15 protein-coding genes are annotated in these 19,605 nt (G+C 62.9%); 7 read left to right on the top strand and 8 right to left on the bottom strand.

The features are described 5' to 3' along the window. Positions 1 to 165 precede the first annotated feature (165 nt). The 4 genes from cdhC to HU736_RS16960 all read left to right on the top strand — a co-directional run bounded on the left by cdhC (position 166) and on the right by HU736_RS16960 (position 3,033). Positions 166 to 1,050, top strand: coding sequence for a 3-dehydrocarnitine:acetyl-CoA trimethylamine transferase CdhC (gene cdhC, locus HU736_RS16975; RefSeq protein WP_186700495.1), 885 nt, complete (start codon positions 166 to 168; stop codon positions 1,048 to 1,050). Positions 1,051 to 1,068: 18 nt separating this feature from the next. After that, positions 1,069 to 2,034 (top strand): L-carnitine dehydrogenase, encoded by a 966-nt coding sequence (locus tag HU736_RS16970; protein WP_186700497.1) that lies wholly within the window; start codon positions 1,069 to 1,071, stop codon positions 2,032 to 2,034. Positions 2,035 to 2,044: 10 nt separating this feature from the next. Further along, positions 2,045 to 2,536, top strand: a complete 492-nt coding sequence (locus HU736_RS16965; protein WP_103435273.1) for a thioesterase family protein — start codon at positions 2,045 to 2,047, stop codon at positions 2,534 to 2,536. A gap of 239 nt (positions 2,537 to 2,775) precedes the next feature. Continuing rightward, positions 2,776 to 3,033 (top strand): hypothetical protein, encoded by a 258-nt coding sequence (locus HU736_RS16960; RefSeq protein WP_103435274.1) that lies wholly within the window; start codon positions 2,776 to 2,778, stop codon positions 3,031 to 3,033. A gap of 6 nt (positions 3,034 to 3,039) precedes the next feature. On the opposite strand, the gene HU736_RS16955 is transcribed toward HU736_RS16960, so the two are convergent. The 7 genes from HU736_RS16955 to HU736_RS16925 all read right to left on the bottom strand — a co-directional run bounded on the left by HU736_RS16955 (position 3,040) and on the right by HU736_RS16925 (position 15,164). Further along, entirely contained in the window at positions 3,040 to 4,707 is a 1,668-nt protein-coding gene (locus HU736_RS16955) for an ABC transporter ATP-binding protein/permease (protein WP_186700499.1), read from the bottom strand. Then, on the bottom strand, positions 4,704 to 7,487 hold the full coding sequence (locus HU736_RS16950) for a M16 family metallopeptidase (RefSeq protein ID WP_186700501.1): 2,784 nt from the start codon (positions 7,485 to 7,487) through the stop codon (positions 4,704 to 4,706). Before HU736_RS16950 ends, HU736_RS16955 begins: the two co-directional genes overlap by 4 nt. A 29-nt stretch (positions 7,488 to 7,516) precedes the next feature. Continuing rightward, positions 7,517 to 10,357, bottom strand: a complete 2,841-nt coding sequence (locus HU736_RS16945; protein WP_225913076.1) for a TonB-dependent receptor — start codon at positions 10,355 to 10,357, stop codon at positions 7,517 to 7,519. A gap of 166 nt (positions 10,358 to 10,523) precedes the next feature. Further along, the gene (locus tag HU736_RS16940; RefSeq protein WP_186700503.1) at positions 10,524 to 11,501 is read right to left on the bottom strand and encodes a FecR family protein; all 978 of its coding nucleotides are present in this window, start codon (positions 11,499 to 11,501) and stop codon (positions 10,524 to 10,526) included. Positions 11,502 to 11,601: 100 nt separating this feature from the next. Continuing rightward, entirely contained in the window at positions 11,602 to 12,102 is a 501-nt protein-coding gene (locus HU736_RS16935) for a sigma-70 family RNA polymerase sigma factor (RefSeq protein WP_181089912.1), read from the bottom strand. Positions 12,103 to 12,220: 118 nt separating this feature from the next. Further along, the gene (gene gbdR / locus HU736_RS16930) at positions 12,221 to 13,327 is read right to left on the bottom strand and encodes a choline metabolism transcriptional regulator GbdR (protein WP_101322493.1); all 1,107 of its coding nucleotides are present in this window, start codon (positions 13,325 to 13,327) and stop codon (positions 12,221 to 12,223) included. Positions 13,328 to 13,787: 460 nt separating this feature from the next. Next, positions 13,788 to 15,164 carry an L-serine ammonia-lyase gene (locus HU736_RS16925; RefSeq protein WP_186700504.1) on the bottom strand — a complete coding sequence of 459 codons (1,377 nt, stop codon included), beginning with the start codon at positions 15,162 to 15,164 and terminating at the stop codon, positions 13,788 to 13,790. A gap of 452 nt (positions 15,165 to 15,616) precedes the next feature. On the opposite strand from HU736_RS16925, the gene HU736_RS16920 reads away from it, so the two are divergent. The 3 genes from HU736_RS16920 (at position 15,617) to choV (ending at position 18,669) form a co-directional block, all read left to right on the top strand. Further along, a complete protein-coding gene (locus HU736_RS16920; RefSeq protein WP_186700505.1) occupies positions 15,617 to 16,564 on the top strand; it encodes a choline ABC transporter substrate-binding protein in 948 nt (315 codons plus the stop codon). 81 nt (positions 16,565 to 16,645) lie between these two features. Next, a complete protein-coding gene (gene choW, locus HU736_RS16915) occupies positions 16,646 to 17,494 on the top strand; it encodes a choline ABC transporter permease subunit (protein ID WP_178080849.1) in 849 nt (282 codons plus the stop codon). Beyond that, positions 17,491 to 18,669, top strand: a complete 1,179-nt coding sequence (gene choV, locus HU736_RS16910; protein WP_103435281.1) for a choline ABC transporter ATP-binding protein — start codon at positions 17,491 to 17,493, stop codon at positions 18,667 to 18,669. The genes choW and choV overlap by 4 nt, the downstream gene beginning before the upstream one ends. 156 nt (positions 18,670 to 18,825) lie before the next feature. Here choV and hisF read toward each other — a convergent pair whose 3' ends face one another. Continuing rightward, positions 18,826 to 19,596: an imidazole glycerol phosphate synthase subunit HisF gene (gene hisF / locus HU736_RS16905; RefSeq protein WP_101322498.1), complete on the bottom strand. Its 771-nt coding sequence runs from the start codon at positions 19,594 to 19,596 to the stop codon at positions 18,826 to 18,828. Positions 19,597 to 19,605 lie beyond the last annotated feature (9 nt).

Genomic DNA, 19,605 nt, shown 5'->3' with positions numbered 1-19,605 from the left:
TGTCGCGAAAAGGGCTGCGTAGCGGCCCCACGATTTATGCCGCGCCACAGATTGCTGGGGGCCGCTACGCGACCCTTTCCGACCGGTCCGGCGCCCCGGCAAGGCCGCTCCTACACGGACCGCGTACAGCCCCCGCCATCCAGACTTCTAGCCAGGAACCCCAGCATGAACCACGACGTCATCATTACCTGCGCCCTCACCGGCGCTGGCGACACGGTCGCCAAAAGCCACCTGGTGCCGATCACCCCGGCGCAGATCGCCGCCGCCGCGGTCGAGGCCGCCAAGGCCGGCGCCACGGTCGTCCACTGCCATGTCCGCGACCCGCAGACCGGCCGCTTCAGCCGTGACGTCGAGCTGTACCGCGAAGTCATGCAGCGCATCCGCGAGGCCGACGTCGACATCATCGTCAACCTCACCGCCGGCATGGGTGGCGACCTGGAAATCGGCCCTGGCGAGTCGCCGATGGAGTTCGGCCCCGGCACCGACCTGATCGGTCCGCTGGAGCGGCTGGCGCACATCGAAGCGCTGCTGCCGGAAATCTGCACGCTGGACTGCGGCACGCTCAACTTCGGTGATGGCAACGCCATCTACGTATCGACCCCGGCGCAACTGCGCGCGGGCGCCAAACGGATCACCGAGCTGGGGGTCAAGGCCGAGCTGGAAATCTTCGACACCGGCCACCTGTGGTTCGCCAAGCAGATGATCAAGGAAGGCCTGCTCGATGACCCGCTGTTCCAGCTGTGCCTGGGCATCCCCTGGGGCGCGCCAGCCGACACCGGGACCATGAAGGCAATGGTCGACAACCTGCCGCCGGGCGCGACCTGGGCTGGCTTCGGCATTGGCCGCATGCAGATGCCGATGGCCGCGCAAGCGGTGCTGCTCGGCGGCAACGTGCGGGTCGGCCTGGAAGACAACCTGTACCTGGACAAAGGCGTGCTGGCCAGCAACGGCCAGCTGGTCGAGCGTGCAGTGGAGATCCTCGGCCGGCTCGGTGCACGCGTGCTCACGCCGGCTGAAGGTCGGGCAAAAATGAACCTCAAGCGCCGGTAATTCCCTCAGGAGTCGAACATGCCTTTCATTACCGATATCAAGATTTTTGCCGCGCTTGGCAGTGGCGTCATCGGCAGCGGCTGGGTCGCCCGCGCCCTTGCCCACGGCCTCGATGTAATCGCCTGGGACCCAGCCCCTGGCGCCGAACAAGCCCTGCGCCAACGCGTCGCCAATGCCTGGCCCGCGCTTGAGAAGCAAGGCCTTGGCGCAGGTGCCGCGCAACAGCGGCTGCGCTTTGTCGACAGCATCGAAGACTGCGTGCGCAACGCCGACTTCATCCAGGAAAGCGCACCCGAGCGACTGGAGCTCAAGCTCGATCTGCATGCGCGCATCAGCGCTGCCGCCAAGCCCGCTGCAATCATCGCCTCGAGCACCTCAGGGCTGCTGCCGAGTGAATTCTACGAGTCGGCCAGCCACCCCGAACGCTGCATGGTCGGCCACCCGTTCAACCCGGTCTATTTGCTGCCGCTGGTCGAAATCGTTGGCGGCCGCAATACCGCTGCCGAAGCCATCGAAGCCGCCAAGGTCATTTACACCGCACTCGGCATGCGCCCGCTGCACGTGCGCAAGGAAGTTCCCGGTTTTATCGCCGACCGCCTGCTAGAAGCGCTCTGGCGCGAGGCCTTGCACCTGGTCAACGACGGCGTCGCCACCACCGGCGAGATCGACGATGCGATCCGCTTTGGCGCCGGCCTGCGCTGGTCGTTCATGGGCACCTTCCTCACCTACACTCTGGCGGGTGGCGACGCTGGCATGCGCCACTTCATGGCCCAGTTCGGCCCGGCGCTGAAGCTGCCCTGGACCTACCTAGCCGCGCCGGAGCTCAGCGAACAGTTGATCGAAGACGTGGTTGCAGGCACCTCGGAGCAACTCGGCGAGCGCAGTATCGCGGCCCTTGAACGCTACCGTGACGACACCCTGCTGGCCGTGCTGGAAGCGGTGAAAACCAGCAAAGCCCAGCACGGCATGAGCTTTGCGGACTGAGGAGCAGACGATGCCTGCCCAGATTACCTACCGCACCCCAGTCCAGGCGGACTGGGTCGACTACAACGGCCACCTGCGCGATGCCTATTACCTGTTGATCTTCAGCTACGCCACCGATGCGCTGATGGAGCAGATCGGCCTGGACGCCGACGCGCGTGGGCACAGCGGCCATTCGCTGTTTACCCTCGAGGCACATATCAACTACCTGCACGAGGTCAAACTGGGCAGCGAGGTGTGGGTGCAAACCCACATCCTCGGCTTTGACAACAAACGCCTGCACCTTTACCACAGCCTGCACCGGGCAGACCTCGAACAGGCACTGGCGGCCAGCGAGCAGATGCTGTTGCACGTGGACTTGGCCGGGCCGAGTTCGGTGCCGTTCAGCGACTACAGCCGGTCGCAACTGCAGGCCATGGTTGCGGCTCAAGCGCCATTGCCAGCAGATACATGGATCGGTCGTACCTTGCAGCTACCGGGCAAAAAAAACCCCGACAAGCCGTGAGCTGTCGGGGCGGGAGAGTGAGCGATATTCACTGTGACGAGTCAGGGTGACCAAACCCCACGTTGCGGTGAATGACCCCAGTGTGCGGGCCCATTGGTTGATCGAGTTAGCCATGAGCGACCTGTTCATAGCCAAAGCAGCCATGTCGGCATTCTGTTGTTGCGGGCATGTCGCGGTCGTCACAGAATCGGTCGTAAATCACAGCAGCACTCTCTTGGCGATAAGAAGGGACAACAACCATGATGCATGCGGATTTGATTGATCAGGACGACCTGCTGGGGCAAATGCGCGCTCGCGGCTTTGATATTCCCGCCGGCGCCAGCGCCGAGCAAGCCTGCGAAGTGGTCGTGCGCGGGCTGACCGAACCCAACGCACGTGCACTCAAGGGCATGGTCGAGCAGATGTACACCGGCAGCGCGACGATCCTCCCGGCAGTGCGCCAGGCCATCGAAAAACAGCTGCTGCCGGCGTTGGCGCAGTTCAACAACCGCGCCTGATTCGGCTCATGCGGGCTGGGGCTGGGGCTCCAGCTCCAGCGTGCGCTCGAACAATTCGCCGAGGCCGACCTGGTGGGTCACCCCTACCACGGTACACTGCGGCAACTCGCGACGGAGCATGCGCAACAGGCCATAGGCGGCGTTGAAGTCGAGCTGGCTGGTGGCTTCGTCCAGGTACAGCGTGTCGGGTTGGTACAGCAACGTCCGCGCCAGGCTCAGGCGCTGTTGTTCACCGCCACTGAGCACCCGCTCCCACTCTGCTTCGTCACCCAGGCGGCTGACCAGTTCGCTCAAACCGACCTTGACCAGTGCGTCGATCAACAGCACATCGTCGAAGCGCTGCAACTGCGGATACGCCAGCAGTTCATGCAGGCGCATCTGCGGCAGATACGGCTTTTGCGGCAGCAGCAGGCTGCGCCCGGGCGGCAACTGCCAATTACCCCGGCAGTACGGCCACAAGCCTTGCAGGGTGCGCAGCAGGGTCGACTTGCCCAATCCGCTGCGGCCGGCCAGGCGCAGCCACTGGCCCTGGCCCACCCGCAGATCGAGATTGCTCAGCAGCGCGCTGCCATCTGGCCGGCACAGGGTCAGCCCTTGCGCGCACAGGCAACTACCCTGCGGCGCACTGACTACCTGCTGCCGGCTGGCTTCGATGGCCCGCTCGAACTGATCCAGCCGCTCCAGTGCCGCGCTCCAGCGCACCAGCTTGTTGTACAGCTTGATGAACCAGCTCAACGAATCGTGCACAGCGCTGAAGGCGCTGCGGATCTGCATCAAGCCACCCAGGGTGATGGCTTTGCTCATGAACGCCGGCATGGCCGCGAACACCGGAATGATCAGGCTCAAGCGCTGATAGGCGACGGTAAACAAGCTCAGGTCGCGCTCACGGCCGATCAACTGCCGCCAGTTGCTCGCAATCGCCTGAAAACGCCGGGCCAGTTGCTCGCGCTCAACCCCTTCGCCGCGGTACAGGGCGATCTGCTCGGCATGGTCGCGCTTGCGCAGCAAGCTCGCGCGAAAGTCCGCTTCACGATGCTCGCGTTCATAGTTCAGCGCGTGCAGCGGCTTGCCGATCAGGTGCGTGAGGACACTACCGGTCAGGGTGTAGATGACCACGATCCACAGTAAATAGCCGTGTACGGTGAAGGTCTCGCCGAACAGGCTGAAGGTCTGCACCCCGGACAGGTTCCACAGGATCAGCGCAAAGGCACCGACCTGGGCCAGGTTGATCACCAGTGACGCCACCAGCTCGATGCTCAGCCCCACCATCAGGTCGACGTCCTGGGCGATACGCTGGTCAGGGTTGTCCGGCTCGCCGCTCAGGCCCAGCCGATAGAAGGCGTGATCGGCCAGCCAGGCATCGGTCAGGCGTGCGGTCATCGCCTGGCGCCAGCGCAGTTCAAGACGTTTGCGGATGTAATCTAGGCCGACGATGATCAGCACGTAGGCGCCCAGGTACAGCGCGTACTGGCCCACCAGCCCATACAAGGCAGCGGTATCGAACGCCGCCAGGGTGTCGTAGAAAGCCTTGCTCCAGCTGTTGATCAGCACGTTGATCTGCACCACCAGCAAGCCCAGGCCGATCACTGCCGCCAGCATCAACCAGCCCTGCCACTGGCCGCGATCATGCCAAAAAGGGCGGCTCAGACGGACGAATCTGCGCAGCGTATTCACAGCGCCTGCTCCAGCGCAGTCACCGACGGCAGCAAGCGCAACTGCACCTGATTGGCCTGAGGGAACAACTGCCGCGCCTGCTGCTGCAGGGCCGGCAAGCTTAGCGCTGCCGGTAATTGTGCCTGGGTACGCAGGTAGCGTGGGTCTTGCCAGTGACGCTCGCTGAGGATCAAGCGCTTGAACTGGGTTTGCGGGTCGTCACGGCGCTTGGCTTCCTGGCGGGACAGCTCTCGCCGCTGCGCAGCAACCCATTGCCCGTCGACGTCCAGCTCGGCCAGGGTCTGCTGCGCCAGCGCCCACAGCTCATCGACCCGGGCCGGGTCGCAGGTGAAGTTCAAGCGGCTCTCGATGCGCTGGGTCTGTGGGTTGAGTTCGCTGTCGAACTGCAAGCGGTAGATCCCCGAGGCTTCCCCGCGCAGGCGCTGCTTGAGGCGCTGGTTGGCCAGATCACGCAGGGTGGCCACGCGCATGGCCGCTTCAGGGCTCCAGGCCTGCGGCTGATAACTGCTGGCCTCGAGCACCGCCCTGGGCTCCAGCGCGATGGCCAGGTCATGCCGACGCTGGCCGGGTTGCTGCATAACCGGCTTGCTCGGCAAGGCGGACGTGCGCGGCACGCTGGCGAGCTGCTCGCGCACCAGCGGCTCCAGTTGGGCAGGGTCAATGTCGGCCATCAGGTAATAGGTTACTGGCGCACCCGCCAAGCGCTGCCAATCAGCACCCAGTTGCTCGCTGGTCAACGCTTGCAGCGTGGCAGGCGTTGGCGACTGCCAGGCATCGGCGCCGAACTTGAGCCGGCGCTGCTGGCTGTCCTGCTGGCTGCGCACATCATCCGGGCGGCTGTTGCTGCGTGCCAGCAGGTCAGCGCGTGCCTCGCTGAACAGCGCCGGGTCGATGTTCGCCTGCTGGCTCAGGCGATAGCTCTGAAACAGGCTTGGCAGCTGCTCGGGCGCTGCGCTGAGGTTCATCTGCAGGCGCTGCGGTGAGTGCTCCAGGCTGATGGTGGCGCGCTGCTGTTTGCGCCACTCGGCCAACGCCTGGCTTGCGCCTGCCTGCGGGGCGCTGGCCAGCGCCAGTTGCGCCGCCATCTGCAAGCGCCAAGCCGGCGCGCCGTCGATGTTGTAGCCCGCCGATGATTCCGCTTGCAGCAACCACTTGCCGTCCGGGCCGTTGCGGCGCAGCCAGACCAGCCGATCACCGTTGCTCAACTGCCAGTGCTCGACCTGCTCTTGAGCAAAAGCCTTGCGCGCAACGATGGTGCCGGCCGGGCCGGGTGCAGGCAGCTCGAAGCGAGGCGTTGCAGCGACCTTGGGCGCTTCGCTGACGGGTGCCGACAGGCATGTCTGGGCAATGCTTGCCTGCAGCGCTTCGACTTGCGCGACCGTCGGCAGGCGCACCAGGCTGGCCTCTGGCGCGCTGATCTGCAGCACCCGGTCACGGCTGGCGAGCCAGCGCTGCAGGCGCTGCTCAAGGTCGCTGCGATCGATCTGCTCAAGCACTTCAAGATAACGCCCGGCGGTGGCCTGACGATCAGTCACCCGCCCTTCAGGGGCAGTAGCGTTGCTCAATTGCTCGACCCACTGTTCGAAGCTGCGCGCTTTGGTATTGGCCACCGTCTTCTTACCGAGGCCGCGAATATGCGCCTGCTCACGTTGGAAATCGGCCTCGCTGAACCCATGCTGGCGCAGCCGCTCGATCTCGCTGAGCAACTGGCGTAGCGCCTGATCGTGGGCCTGGCCCTCGACACCGGCGGCGATACCCAGCACGGTCGACTGACTGCCAATCAGGGTCTTCTGCGCAATCAGGCTACGCACGCCCGGTTGCAGCGGTTGGCGGCGCAGGCTGTCGAGCAGGACGGCCAGGGTCATGCGGTCGATCAGCCGCTCACGCAAGGCATTGCGGCTGCTGCCGCGGCTGTCCGGCTCATGCAGGCGCAGCAGCAGCGAGACTTGATTGCTGCCCGACTGCGGGTCGTGCAGGTGGAAGACCTTGAGGCTGTTGTCCAGCGGCAGGTCGCGATAGGCCCGCGCCGGGCTGCCAGTGCCGGCGGCCTTGCCGAAGGCCTGCTCGATCTGCGCCAGAATCGCCGCCGGTTCAAAGTCACCGACCGCCGAGATGACCATGTTGCCAGGCTGGTACCACTTCGCCTGGTACGCCTGCAGGCTGCCCAGGCTGGCACTGCGGATCGCCGCTTCATTGCCGATGGTGCGGTGTTCGGGGTAGCGCGAGCCGACCCGCTGCGACGCCGTGCGTTGCTGGTTCATGCGCTGGGCCACGCCAAGGCCGCCGCGCCATTCTTCGATGACAATCGGCCGCTCGCGCTCAAGGTCCGCCGCCGTGTAGTCAGCCGCAAAAACCATGTCTGCAAGTACCTGCAAGGCCTGCGGCGTCTGCTTCACGCCAGCCGGCGGGCTGAGCATGTACTGGGTGCGTTCATAGTTGGTCATGGCATTGAAGTGCCTGCCCTGCACCCAGCCCAGCTCGGTCATGCGCTCGCGCACGTTGCTGTTCTGCCCGGCGCGGCTGTGGAACAGCAAGTGCTCGACCATGTGCGCGACGCCAACCTGGTCTTCAGCTTCGTCGATGGAGCCGGCGTTGACCGCCAGACGCAAATCGAGCCGGCCGGGCTGGCTGGTCTCGCGCACCAGCCGGTATTGCAGGCCGTTGGCCAGGGTGCCTTGGCTTACTGCCGTGTCCCACGGCAGCGGTGTATCGGCGTCAGGCAGCGCTGCGCAGGCGCCGAGCAGCAGCGGGCCAAGCAGGCCGGCAATGAGCTTTTTCATCAGGGTGTCCACGGTTTTTTATAGGAGGATCAGAAGCGGTAGCCGACTTCCAGCCAGTACTGGCGGCCGACTTCGTAGCTGACCAGGCTGACCGACTCGCGGCTGGCGATCTTGTTGACCCGGTCAGTGACGTTGGTCACGTCGACATTGACGAACATCGCCTGGTCCTTGCCAGTCGGGATCTCCCAGGCCACACGCATGTCCCAGGTTGGCGCGCCGGGGGTGGCCACGGTTTCGTAACGCTTGAGAACCTCACCGTTGACCTCGACATCCGGGCTGACCCCGACCACCTGGTCGTACGGGCCGCGGTAGCGGAAGAAGTTGCTTACCGACAGGTTCCACTGAGGGATGTCGGTGATGGTGGTCAGGCGCCCGGTCCACGGCCGGTTGAAGTCGCTGGCCGGCAGCTCGTGGTAGGCGATGCGCTTGCCGTCGAGAACCACGTCTTCGTTGTCCAGCTGGTCGCCGTCCAGGCCTGCTTCGTAGGTGGCGCCATAAGCATTTTTGGAACGCGACCAGTCCAGTGCCAATTGCACACTGGTGCTGGTGCCATGGAAACGCAGCGGCTGCATCGGCGTGACCGTCAGGCTGAGGTTTTCACTCTCGCTGGTGCCCGCATTGAGGTAGGTGTAGTAATCCTTGCTGTAGCCTTCGGGGATGTCCTTGGCGTCGAGGTAGTAATATGGACGAGTCCGGTAGATCTGCCCCTTGCCGGTACGGTTGACGTACTTGAGCTGGAACTCGGTGTTGAACCAGCGTTGATTGAGACCCAGCATCCACTCATCGTCGTAGGGGATGTCCATCGTCGAGAACTTGCTCAGGTTCGGGTTACGGCTGGCCAGGGTCCAGTCGTCAGCCTGGGCAGTGCGGGTATAACGATTGGTAAAACCCTGGCGCCCATCGGCAAGTCGGTACTTGAACAGGTTGCGACCGTAGTAACGGTTGGCGCCGAACACCAGCACGGTGCTGCGATCACCGAAGAAGTCGTAGTCGCCGGCAAAGCGCGGCGCCAGGCTTTTCTTCTCCATGTAGTCGTCACCCTCATAGCGCAGACCCGGGCGCAGGGTGAGGTTGCCGTAGCCGATTTCATCCTGAATGAACAAGGCGTACTTCTTCTGCGTCATGTCGATCTTGCCGGCACCGTAGTTCATCATCGCCGAACCCCATTGGCGATTCTGACCAGTAAGCAGCAACCCGTTGGAGCACCATGGGTCGCTGCCGCCGCAGGCGCCGTTGTCGCGTTTGAGGGTGGTGATCGACAACGCCGAGTCTTCCCGCTCCCAAGTGGCTTGCTGGTAGCCAAGTTCAAGGCCTGTGGTCAGGCTGTGGGTACTGCTGCCCAGGTTGAAGGTTTGCCAGTCGGCCTTGAGCTTGTAGTCGAGGCTGCGCTGGGTCTGGTAGATATCACCAAAACCACCCTCCGAGCTGCGCGCATTGTTCAGGCCCGGGTTGCCCCAGTCCTTGCTATCGGACCAGTACCACTTGATCTCCTGATCGCGATCAGACTCGCGCGACGCATACAGATCGCTCATAGCCAGTTGCTGAGTCCAGCGCGCGTTGTCGCCCTCATAGATGGCCTTGAACGAGCCCTGCCAGCCGCCATTGATATTGGTGTAGCCGGAGTCCCGGTAGTCTTCCCGGTAGTAGGTGTTTTCCTGCGGGGCGTAGACGATCGAGGTGTCCAGGGTCAGGCGGTCGTTGACCGTCCAGTAGGTCTTGAGCAGGAAGTTGTCGAGCTGGCGGGTCTGCTCCTGGTCGTTGTCGCTGGTGGGGCTGCTGTAGCCATTGGCGTAGCCGCGCAGGGGCAGGTACGAGCGCTTCTGCGAGAAGTTCAGCAACGCGCCGAAGTTGTCGGTGAGGTGGCCCTCGAGGGTGCCGCGCAATGTCGTCTTGGTGAACTCCGGCTGGTTTTTCTCGTTTGACGAGGTCTCGAAGTTCTCTTTGTTTTCCCGGGTGATGTGGTAGCTGGTCCACTCCGAACGGGTCATGGCGTAGGAAATCTTGCCGTGCAGATCCTGGCTTGGGCGGCGGGTGATGGCATCGACCACACCGCCATTGAAGCCGCCAAACTCGACCGGCACGTTGCTGTCGTAGACCTTCACTTCTTCAAGCAGGTCGGCGTCCAGCGCGATGCCGTGGGAGCGGCTTGGCGCCGAGTCGAACTGGCGGGTTTCGTTGTAACCGTGGGCGCCGGGGTCGAGGTCATTGTTGATCGAGATGCCATCGATCATGAAGTTGTTCTGATAGAACCTGGCGCCGTTGATGCTGATGTCGGCCGGGTCGATTTCGCCGGGCGTGTTCGAGCTTTTCTGGTCGGTGCTGAACTGCACGTTGGGGTGCATCTGCAGCAGCGTGGTGATGTCGCCGTTAGCGCCGGGGAAGGCTTTGATCGCCTTGCGGTCGATGATCGTGGCGCCCATGTAGCTGTTTTCTTCGGTATCGCCGAGAACTACCGTGTTATGCAGCTCCAGCGCGCCGTCGGCGGCGCTTTGCAGGCGACGAAAGACCAGCGCGCCGTACTCGTAGTCCCAGGCCAGGCCGCTGCCCTGGAGCAAGCGCGACAGGGCGATTTCGCTGCTGAACTGGCCGCTGATGGCACTCGATTGCAGGCCGTCGAGCAGGTCTGGGTCGACCGTCACCTGCAGGTTGCTCTGCTGGCCGAAGTTGATCAGCGCGATAGCGAGGTTCTGCGCGGGGATGTCGAACATGTGCACCTGGCTCAACAGCGTGCGCTCGGCGGCCTCTTCAGCATACGCTGGCAGCGCGCCAAACAAGCAGCACAACCCAAGCATGCCGCTACCTGCGGCGTTCTTCAGGCGCAACGACCAACCCCGCGCTGGGCGCGACCTACGGCTTGCTACTACAGTCATCCCACGTCCCCGCCCCGAACACAGTCCGGGTAGCAAATAGAATACGAATCGATCTCAGTTATTGCGCGCGGGGTAGAAGACGGGGTGGTTCGCGGATTTTTCAGAAAATTTTGAAATATTTTTTCTGGGAGTGGCCTCAGGGCTGTCGCTCAGCCCCGAACAGGCCTCAAGGGCGGCTGACGACAAGCAACCAGGGACCAAAGTTTTCGGCCTTGCCGCCATGTGGCCGCAACACGGCGTTCAGCGCCGCCTGGGGTTTGCGCAGGTCATACACGCCGGTCACGCGTTTGCTGCCCAGGCTCTGGTCACGCAACAGCACCTTGCCTGGCAGGTAACGCTCAAGCTCGCCGATCAGCTCGGCTATCGAGACGTCATCGGCAATCAACTGGCCCTTGCGCCAGGCGGCCGCCTGCGACGGCTGGAAAGTGCGGACCTGGGCCAACCCGTCGATATAGCGCAGGCGCTCCCCTGCCGTCAACGCGCTGGACAACACCCGCGCCTGGCTGGCATCAGCGACGCGCACCGAACCGTGCTCGACCTCGACGTCCACCTGCTGCGGGCGCAGCTCAACATTGAAGGCAGTGCCGGTAACCGTCACCTGCACAGCGTCGGCGCGGACATGAAACGGCCTGGTAGCGTCCGGGGTGACTTTGAAGAAGGCCTGCCCGGCGAGCAGACGCACATCGCGTTGAGTGCCGGTGTACTGGACGGCGATGGCGCTGTCGCTGTCCATCTGCACCACACTGCCATCGGCCAAGGTGACGTCACGGGTTTCGCCCTGGCCGGTGCGGTAGTCGGCCTGCATGCGCAAGCTGAGCGAAGGTGCCAACGCCACCAGCAAGCAGGCAGCTACTGCCGCGCCGAGCCAGCGCCGCCGGCGCCGCGTTGGCCGAGCCGCTGGCGGCAGTGAAACGGGATTGCTGGTTACCGGCAGCGGCCACTGGGCGGCGCTGGTCGGCCTCAGTTGAGCGGTCAGGCGCCAGACCCGCTCGGCCTTGCCATAGGCCTCGGCATTGGCCACATCGCTGGCGCACCACTGCGCAAGCTCAGCCCGCAGCTGAATGTCGTCGGGCGCCTGCTGCACACGCAGGAGCCAGTCCAGCGCCTGATCACGACGGCTGGAAGCGGGGTCTGCTGACGTCATGTGCGGCCAGTCTCCTGTGGATTAGCGGGCGCGAAGGGTCGCATAGAGTCGGCCCGTTGAGCAAAAGACGCGGCAGCGCGTGGTTTTTTCATAGATGCTTTCAAAGATCGCCCTCCAGCCGCTCCAGACAATGGCGCAGGGCATCGTGCACCAGCTGATGGACGAGGCTGACCGAGACATTCAGGTGGTTGGCCACCTGCTGCAAGGTGAAGCCGCCGAGACGATGCATCTCAAACGCCAGACGCGTGCGCTCGGGCAGCTCTTCCAGCGCGCGGCTGATGGCTGCCAGCTCATTCTGCTGGCTGACGGATTGCTCCGGGGAGGCGCTGCTCGAGGGTATATCGGCAAGCAGCTCATCGCCGCCGGGCTGGGCCTTTTCGGTGGCATTGCGGCGGGTTTGATCGAGCGCCAGGTTGCGCACGATGCGGTACAGGTAGCTGGCTGGGTGGCGGATGTCGGCGCTGTCGTCCTGGCGGCTGAAACGCAACCAGGCCTCCTGCACAACATCCTCGGCGCGGGCGCGGCAACCTACGATCGGCGCGGCGTAATCAAGCAACGCCGCCCGGTGGCTCAGGTACAGCTGCAGTTTGTCGTCCGCCACGGGGTGGTATGCCAGCAATGCTCGGGGCGGCGATGTTACCTGTAGTCGAGAATCATTATCAACAGATTCACGCTACTTGCCCCCGCCTTCGCGAAAAGCCGCGAAGGCCTGCTGAGAGTTACAGCCTTACGCTGGCAAACGTCGACTCGTTGCGCGCCTGGCTCAGTGCAGCCAACGGCCCACTGTGCGGCGACAGGGTCATGGCCTGCGGAATCGGCATCATTGCCACCTGCTGGGTGGTGTTGGAACCGACACGCTCATCGCGCGGCGGAATGCCGAAGTACTCGCGGTAGCACTTGGAGAAGTGCGGCGTGGAAACGAAACCGCATACCGAAGCCACTTCGATGATCGACATCGGCGTCTGCTTGAGCAACTGGCGAGCGCGGATCAGACGCAGCTTGAGGTAATAACGCGACGGCGAGCAATGCAGGTACTTCTGGAACAGGCGCTCGAGCTGACGGCGCGAAACGGCGACATAGACTGCCAGCTCGTCGAGATCGATCGGCTCTTCAAGGTTGGCTTCCATCAGCGCGACGATCTCTTGCAGCTTCGGCTGGTTGGTGCCGAGCATGTGCTTGAGCGGCACGCGCTGGTGGTCCTGTTCGTTGCGGATGCGCTCGTAGACAAACATCTCGGAGATGGCTGCCGACAGCTCACGGCCGTGATCACGGCTGATCAGGTGCAGCATCATGTCCAGCGGCGCGGTGCCACCGGAGCTGGTGAAGCGGTTGCGGTCGAGGGTGAACAGACGGGTGCTCATGTTGGCCCGCGGGAACGCCTCCTGCATCGACGCCAGGCACTCCCAGTGCACGCTGCAATCAAAGCCGTCGAGCAGACCGGCACAGGCCAGGGCCCAGCTGCCGGTGCACACCGCACCAAGGCGACGCGACTGACGCGCTTGCGCCTGCAGCCAGGTGACGTGCTCGCGGGTAACCGTGCGCTGAATGCCGACACCGCCGCAGACAATCACCGTATCGATCTGCGGCGCGGCGTGCATGGAGGCATCCGGGGTGATCTGCAAGCCATCGCTGGCCCACACCTGGCCGCCATCGACGGTCAGGGTATGCCAGCGATACAGCTCACGACCCGACAGTTGGTTGGCCATGCGCAGCGGCTCTACCGCCGACGCCAGAGATATCAGGGTGAAGTTGTCCAGGAGAAGAAATCCGATGGACTGTGGTGCGCTGCGGTTCTGGGTTTGGGTCCCGGAAGTGTACGACGTCATCGCGATTTCTCCTCACTCAAATACAGGGGTGCCTCAGGCGGGCACTGGTTCTTGTCATGGCCCCAGTTCGTATGCGGGGGCTCTGTTGATAGCACTACCGATTACAACGCAATTGGCATGCCTAAATTGAATGGCCCGCCAACAAAGTCCAAAAACGACCTTGCGCACCAGCGACCATGGGCTTCTGCTACAGCGATGGTTCTAGCCGCAAGCCCCGTCGTAGGGCTTTTCCTTATCGCCAGTGAGCATTTAAGTAGCAGTGCCGGGAAACATGTCTCTAAACGACATGTAACCTTGTCACCGCTCCAGTATCAGCCTGTTAAACAATTTGTTTGAAAATGCAGATGACCGGCGCACCAAAAAGAGGCGCAGTGGTCATTAGTGGCAATTTCGAGTTGTGCGAGGTGCGCATTCGGCTGCAAAAAAGGGCCGCATGCGGCCCTTGGGAATCAACGCTGAATCAGCATTCGATGACGCTGACGGCAAGACCTCCGCGGGAGGTCTCCTTGTACTTGTCGTGCATGTCGGCGCCGGTATCGCGCATGGTGCGGATTACCTGATCGAGCGAGATGAAGTGCTCGCCATCACCGCGCAAGGCCATCTGCACTGCGTTGATTGCCTTCACTGCGGCAATTGCATTGCGCTCGATGCACGGCACCTGAACCAACCCGCCGACCGGGTCGCAGGTCAGGCCGAGGTTATGCTCCAGAGCAATTTCGGCGGCGTTTTCCAGTTGCGCCGGAGTTGCCCCAAGCACTTGAGCCAGGCCGGCGGCGGCCATTGCGCAGGCGGAGCCGACTTCACCCTGGCAGCCCACTTCGGCGCCCGAGATCGAGGCGTTCTTCTTGCACAGAATGCCTACCGCAGCTGCAGCCAGCAGGAAATCAACGACGTGGCTTTCATCGACCACGTCGGAGAAGCGCATGAAGTAATGCAGCACCGCCGGGATGATCCCGGCAGCGCCATTGGTAGGCGCGGTGACCATGCGCCCGCCGGCGGCGTTTTCTTCGTTGACCGCCAGGGCGAACAGGTTGACCCACTCCATTGCACTGAGGGTCGAGCCGATCACGTTGGGCTTGCCCAGCTCTTGCAGGCTGCGGTGCAGCTTGGCTGCCCGGCGACGCACATTGAGCCCGCCAGGCAGGATCCCTTCATGCTTCAAGCCGTTGTTGACGCAGTCCTGCATGGCGCTCCAGAGCTTGATCAGGCCGGCGCGAATTTCTGCCTCGCTGCGCCAGACCTTCTCGTTGGCCAGCATCAATTGCGACACGCTGAGGTCGTTTTGCTTGCACAGCCGGAGCAACTCGGCAGCGCTGTTGAAATCGTACGGCAGCTCGGTTTGATCAGCATCGAGCACACCGCTGGCAGCCTGCTTGGCGTCGACCACAAAGCCGCCGCCAACCGAGTAATAAGTGTCCTGGTGCAGCTCGCCGTGCGCGCACTCGGCCTTCAAGGTCATGGCGTTGGGGTGGTACGGCAGGTTCTCGTCGAGCAGCAGCATGTCGCGCGCCCAGACAAATTCGACCGGCAGGCGGTTGTCCAGCAACAGGGTATTGGTTTCGCGCAGATCGGCGATGCGCGGGACGATCTGGCTTGGGTCAATGGCGTCTGGCCATTCGCCCATCAGGCCCATGATGGTGGCGTGATCGGTGCCATGGCCGATGCCGGTGGCCGACAGCGAGCCATACAGGCGCACCTCGATGCGCGCCACTTGTTCAAGCTCGCCGCGCTCACGCAAACCCTCGACGAACAGCGCTGCGGCGCGCATTGGGCCGACAGTGTGCGAGCTGGAAGGCCCTACACCAATCTTGAACAGGTCGAACACGCTGATGGCCATGGTCGGAACACCTCTTGCTGGGCTTGTCTGGCCGCGCCATGTGGCGCGTCTGGCAACTGCTAGGCTGAACCTGCGAGCTGCCGCTATTACCAGCATCATCAGCCTTTTGCGCCGCCACTCGCCGTCTGCAACCGACGTACTTTTGTCCGGCCGCGCCGCGATGTGCTGGCGCAGCTTAGGCCCTGTTCCAGCCGTTTTCGGCTGGGTAAATGCCGCAAAGAGGGGGTGCAGCGGGTGGAAAAATCCATATGCGACATTGCCCGTACTGGATACGACCCATCCTGTACTGGATGCGACTCAGGCAGTAGGCGATTGCCCGGCGCTGGAGGATTATCGAAAGCGACTCGTATTGCACGGCCCCGCAACCTGCCCTCTGCAGGCCTGGTCGACCGGACCCTGAGAAGCCCCGGCGACCCACGCGAACCCGAAGAAAAAACTACAGGAGTCCACCTATGAAAGGTTCACCCTCGCTGTTGCTGGTTGCGATGCTCACGGCACCGTTGCTGGCTCAGGCTGCAGAGCCGGAACAGTGTCAGACGGTACGTTTTTCCGATGTCGGCTGGACCGACATCACGGTAACCACTGCGGTTACCAGTGCGGTGCTCGAAGCGCTGGGTTACAAGACCCACACCACCATGATCTCGGTCCCGGTGACCTACAAGTCGCTGGCCGCAGGCAAGGATCTGGATGTATTCCTCGGCAACTGGATGCCGACCATGGAAAACGACATCAAACAGTACCGCGACGCCGGTACCGTCGAGACCGTGCGCGCCAACCTGGAAAACGCCAAGTACACCCTGGCAGTGCCACAGGCGCTGTATGACAAGGGCCTGAAAGACTTTGCCGACATCGCCAAATTCAAAGACGAACTGGGCGGCAAGATCTACGGCATCGAGCCTGGCAACGATGGCAACCGCACCATCCAGAGCATGATCGACAAGGATGCCTTCGGCCTCAAGACGGCCGGCTTCAAGATCGTCCAGTCCAGTGAAGCAGGCATGCTGTCGCAGGTCGATCGCTCGCAGAAGCGCGGTGAAGCGGTGGTGTTCCTCGGCTGGGAACCGCACCCGATGAACAAGCGCTTCAAGATGCAGTACCTGACCGGTGGCGACGACTTCTTCGGCCCTGATTTTGGCAAGGCCACCGTGCTGACCAACACCCGCAAGGGCTACACCCAGGAGTGCAGCAACGTTGGCCAGTTGCTGAAGAACCTGTCGTTCTCGCTCGACATGGAAAGCGAGCTGATGGGCAATGTGCTCGACGACAAGATGAAGCCTGATGCCGCGGCCAAGGCGTGGCTGAAAAACAACCCACAAGTGCTCGATACCTGGCTCGCCGGAGTCACCACCGTAGATGGCAAACCAGGGCTGGAGGCAGCCAAGGCCAAGTTGGCGCAATAACCAACACACAACCGGCACTCTCTCGGGGCAGGACCGTGCCTGCCCCGGACTGATTCCAATCTATGCAGGTGGAAGCTCGCTATCATGCTTATTGATCAGAAAATACCTCTGGGGCAGTACATCGCGTCGTTCGTCGAATGGCTGACTCAGAACGGCGCAGATTATTTCGATGCCATCGCTCAAGGCCTGGAGTTCATGATTCACGGGGTGACCAGCGCCCTGACCTGGTTCAACCCACTGGTGCTGATCGCACTGTTCGCCGCGCTGGCGCACTTGATCCAGCGCAAATGGTCGCTGACGGCCTTTGTTGCACTGTCGTTTCTGCTGATTCTCAACCTGGGCTACTGGCAGGAAACCATGGAGACCCTCGCCCAGGTCACCTTCGCCACGGTGGTGTGCGTTGCCATCGGCGTGCCGGTGGGCATTCTTGCCGCGCACAAACCGATGTTCTACACCGGCCTGCGCCCGGTACTCGACCTGATGCAGACGGTACCCACCTTCGTCTACCTGATCCCAACCCTGACCCTGTTCGGCCTCGGCGTAGTGCCGGGGCTGATCTCTACCGTGGTGTTTGCGATTGCCGCGCCGATTCGCCTGACCTATCTGGGCATCTGCGACGTACCGCAAGAGCTGCTCGATGCCGGCAAGGCCTTTGGCTGCTCGCGCCGGCAACTGCTGACGCGCATCGAACTGCCGCACGCAATGCCGAGCATTGCCGCTGGCGTCACCCAATGCATCATGCTGTCGCTGTCGATGGTGGTGATCGCCGCCCTGGTCGGCGCTGACGGCCTGGGCAAACCTGTGGTCAACGCACTGAACACCGCTGATATCTCCCTGGGCTTCGAAGCAGGCCTGGCGATCGTGCTGCTGGCAATCATGCTCGACCGTATCTGCAAGCAACCTGAAGCTACGGCAAGGAGTGAGGCATGAGCATCATTCGATTCGAAGACGTCGACGTCATCTTCACCAACAAGCCGCGCGAGGCGCTGTCGCTGCTCGACCAGGGCCAGACTCGCGAGCAGATCCTCAAGCAGACCGGCCTGGTGGTTGGCGTCGAAAAGGCCAACCTGGATATCGAGAAAGGCGAAATCTGCGTGCTGATGGGCTTGTCCGGTTCGGGCAAGTCGAGCCTGCTGCGCTGCATCAACGGCCTTAACACGGTCAGCCGCGGCAAACTTTTCGTCGAGCACGAAGGCAAGCACATCGACATCGCCCACTGCACCCCGGCCGAACTGAAGATGATGCGCACCAAGCGCATCGCCATGGTGTTCCAGAAGTTCGCCCTGATGCCGTGGCTGACAGTGCGGGAAAACATCAGCTTTGGCCTGGAGATGCAAGGCCGCCCCGAGAAGGACCGGCGCAAGCTGGTGGACGAGAAGCTTGAGCTGGTCGGCCTGACCCAATGGCGCAATAAAAAGCCTGACGAGCTCTCTGGCGGCATGCAGCAGCGCGTCGGCCTGGCCCGCGCCCTGGCCATGGATGCCGACATTCTGCTGATGGACGAACCGTTCTCGGCCCTCGACCCGCTGATCCGCCAGGGCCTGCAGGACGAGCTGCTGGCGCTGCAGAGCAAGCTGAACAAGACCATCGTGTTCGTCAGCCACGACCTCGACGAGGCGCTCAAGCTGGGCAGCCGCATCGCGATCATGAAAGACGGCCGCATCATCCAGTACAGCAAGCCCGAAGAAATCGTGCTGAACCCAGCGGATGAATATGTGCGCACCTTCGTTGCCCACACCAACCCACTCAACGTGCTGTGCGGACGCAGCCTGATGCGCACCCTGGACAAGTGCAAGCGCGTCAATGGCTCAGTGTGTCTGGACCCGAGTGGCGATTCCTGGCTCGACCTGGGCGAAGGCAACTCGTTGACCCGCGCACGCCAGGGCCAGAACGGCATGGACATGCAGAACTGGGCGCCGGGGCAGGATGTGGCGTTGCTCGACCGCCGCCCGACCGTGGTGCACGCCGATATCGGCATGCGCGAAGCGCTGCAGATTCGCTATCAGACCGGCAACAAGCTGGTGTTGCAGGATAACGACAAGGTAGTCGGGATTCTTGGCGATACCGAGCTGTATCACGCGTTGCTCGGCAAGAACCACGGTTGACTGCTATGGGGCTGCTTCGCAGCCCTTCGCGGCGGTCCGGCGTCCCGGCAAGCCCGCTCCCACAGGTTTTGCAGCGCCGCCGTGACCCTGTGGGAGCGGGTTTACAGGGACGCCGGACCGCCGCGAAGGGCCGCAAAGCGGCCCCAATACAATGGCTCAGCGAACGACGATACCGCGCGCGGCCATGTAAGCCTTGGCTTCCGGCACGGTGTATTCGCCAAAGTGGAAGATACTCGCTGCCAGCACCGCGCTGGCATGCCCTTCCAGAATGCCGTCCGCCAGGTGCTGCAGATTGCCCACACCACCTGAGGCAATCACCGGAATCCCCAGCGCATCGCTGATGGCCCGGGTCACGCCCAGATCAAAGCCGTTTTTCATGCCGTCCTGATCCATGCTGGTCAGCAGAATCTCACCGGCACCCAGGCCTTCCATCTTCTTTGCCCACTCGACTGCATCGAGCCCGGTCGGCTTGCGCCCGCCGTGGGTGAAAATCTCCCAGCGCGGGGTTTCGCCCGGGCCAGAGACCTTCTTCGCGTCAATAGCGACCACGATGCACTGCGAGCCGAAACGCTGCGCAGCCTCGCCCACGAACTCGGGGTTGAACACCGCCGCAGTATTGATCGAGACCTTGTCGGCACCAGCATTGAGCAGGTTGCGAATATCCTGCACGGTGCGCACGCCACCGCCCACGGTCAGCGGGATGAACACCTGGCTGGCCATGCGCTCGACGGTATGCAAGGTCGTGTCACGGCCATCGACGCTGGCGGTGATGTCGAGAAAGGTAATCTCGTCGGCGCCCTGCTCATCGTAACGACGGGCGATTTCTACCGGGTCACCGGCATCGCGGATGTTCTCGAACTTGACGCCCTTGACCACCCGGCCGTTGTCCACGTCCAGGCAAGGGATGATGCGCTTGGCCAGTGCCATGGGTTGCTC

The sequence above is a fragment of the Pseudomonas shirazensis genome (assembly GCF_014268785.2).
In the GTDB taxonomy this organism is placed as follows: domain Bacteria; phylum Pseudomonadota; class Gammaproteobacteria; order Pseudomonadales; family Pseudomonadaceae; genus Aquipseudomonas; species Aquipseudomonas shirazensis.
The sequence above is the reverse complement of the archived record's forward strand: the minus strand, read 5'-3'. Positions and strand labels throughout refer to the sequence as shown.

What these genes read in the sequence shown, in the direction of transcription:
- hisF (WP_101322498.1), bottom strand. Translation starts at nt 19,596, where the DNA reads ATGGCACTGGCCAAGCGCATCATCCCTTGCCTGGACGTGGACAACGGC.
- choV (WP_103435281.1), top strand. Translation starts at nt 17,491, where the DNA reads ATGAGCATCATTCGATTCGAAGACGTCGACGTCATCTTCACCAACAAG.
- HU736_RS16960 (WP_103435274.1), top strand. Translation starts at nt 2,776, where the DNA reads ATGATGCATGCGGATTTGATTGATCAGGACGACCTGCTGGGGCAAATG.
- HU736_RS16940 (WP_186700503.1), bottom strand. Translation starts at nt 11,501, where the DNA reads ATGACGTCAGCAGACCCCGCTTCCAGCCGTCGTGATCAGGCGCTGGAC.
- HU736_RS16950 (WP_186700501.1), bottom strand. Translation starts at nt 7,487, where the DNA reads ATGAAAAAGCTCATTGCCGGCCTGCTTGGCCCGCTGCTGCTCGGCGCC.
- gbdR (WP_101322493.1), bottom strand. Translation starts at nt 13,327, where the DNA reads ATGACGTCGTACACTTCCGGGACCCAAACCCAGAACCGCAGCGCACCA.
- HU736_RS16920 (WP_186700505.1), top strand. Translation starts at nt 15,617, where the DNA reads ATGAAAGGTTCACCCTCGCTGTTGCTGGTTGCGATGCTCACGGCACCG.
- HU736_RS16970 (WP_186700497.1), top strand. Translation starts at nt 1,069, where the DNA reads ATGCCTTTCATTACCGATATCAAGATTTTTGCCGCGCTTGGCAGTGGC.
- HU736_RS16925 (WP_186700504.1), bottom strand. Translation starts at nt 15,164, where the DNA reads ATGGCCATCAGCGTGTTCGACCTGTTCAAGATTGGTGTAGGGCCTTCC.
- HU736_RS16945 (WP_225913076.1), bottom strand. Translation starts at nt 10,357, where the DNA reads ATGACTGTAGTAGCAAGCCGTAGGTCGCGCCCAGCGCGGGGTTGGTCG.
- cdhC (WP_186700495.1), top strand. Translation starts at nt 166, where the DNA reads ATGAACCACGACGTCATCATTACCTGCGCCCTCACCGGCGCTGGCGAC.
- HU736_RS16965 (WP_103435273.1), top strand. Translation starts at nt 2,045, where the DNA reads ATGCCTGCCCAGATTACCTACCGCACCCCAGTCCAGGCGGACTGGGTC.